Annotated in this window: 1 pseudogene; it reads left to right on the top strand. The window is 67.3% G+C overall.

What is annotated here, in order from left to right:
- The first annotated feature begins 46 nt into the window (after window positions 1-46).
- Window positions 47-1,335 (top strand): annotated as a pseudogene (locus tag ACFYW5_RS37965) (IS256 family transposase).
- Window positions 1,336-1,376: the final 41 nt, after the last annotated feature.

The following is a 1,376-nucleotide window of genomic DNA, read 5'->3' as shown; positions in this document are numbered from 1 at the left end:
CGGGTCTGTACGGTGAGCGGTGTAACTCCCGAGCTGGAAGCGACAGTTGATGACTGACGTGGCGAGTGACATCGGGGCCGGGGAGGCCGTTGTGAGTGGGGCGGGCGCCGTGGATGACGGGCTGGTCGCCGAGCTGGTGGCCCGGGCCCAGGCCGGTGGGCTGAAGCTCACCGGGGATGGCGGCCTGCTGCAGCAGCTGACGAAGCGGGTGCTGGAGTCCGCGCTGGAGGGCGAGCTCACTGATCATCTGGGGCACGAGCCCGGTGAGCGGGCCGAGGGCGGCCGGGAGAACTACCGCAACGGGCACCGCTCCAAGACGGTGATCACCGAGTCGGGGCCGGTCGAGATCACGGTGCCGCGGGACCGGGCCGGGTCGTTCGAGCCGCAACTGGTCAAGAAGCGTCAGCGGCGTCTGGGCGGGGTGGACGAGATGGTCCTGTCGCTGTCGGCGAAAGGGCTGACGCACGGGGAGATCTCCGCGCATCTCGCCGAGGTGTACGGCGCGGAGATCTCCAAGTCCACCATCTCCACGATCACCGACAGCGTGATGGCCGGCATGACGGAATGGCAGAACCGTCCCCTGGACAGCGTCTACCCGGTCGTCTTCATCGACTGTGTGAACGTGAAGGTCAGGGACGGGCAGGTCGCCAACCGGCCCGTCTACATGGCGGTGGCGGTCACCGCCGAGGGCCACCGGGACATTCTGGGTCTGTGGATCGGCGATGGCGGGGAGGGCGCGAAGTACTGGCTCCAGGTCCTGACCGAGATCAAGAACCGCGGCGCGGCCGATGTCCTGATGCTGGTCTGCGACGGCCTGACCGGCCTCCCGGACGCGTGAACACGGTCTGGCCTGCGACAATCGTCCAGACCTGCGTCGTTCACCTACTGAGGAACAGCTTTCGTTACGCGGCCCGGCAGGACTGGGAGAAGATCGCGAAGGCACTCAGGCCCGTCTACACCGCCCCGACTGAAGAGGCTGCGCTGGAGCGGTTCGTGGAGTTCACCGACACCTGGGGCGGGAAGTATCCGGCGATCGTCCGGCTCTGGGAGGCGGCCTGGGCGGAGTTCGTGCCCTTCCTCCGGTTCGACGTGGAGATCCGCAAGATCGTCTGCACCACCAACGCGATCGAGAGCATCAACGCGCGGATCCGCAAGGCCGTCCGGGCCCGGGGACACTTCCCCACCGACCAGGCCGCTCTCAAGTGCGTCTACCTGGCCGTCATGAGCCTGGACCCGACCGGCACCGGACGCAAACGCTGGACCATGCGTTGGAAGGCCGCACTCCAAGCCTTCGACATCACCTTCGACGGCCGGCTCACCGCCGGACGACGCTGAACAAAACCGACTGAGTTCCACCGTTCGCCACACAGACCCCC

It is taken from the genome of Streptomyces sp. NPDC002779, assembly GCF_042888685.1.
GTDB lineage: Bacteria > Actinomycetota > Actinomycetes > Streptomycetales > Streptomycetaceae > Streptomyces.
This window is presented reverse-complemented; position numbering and strand designations above follow the sequence as displayed.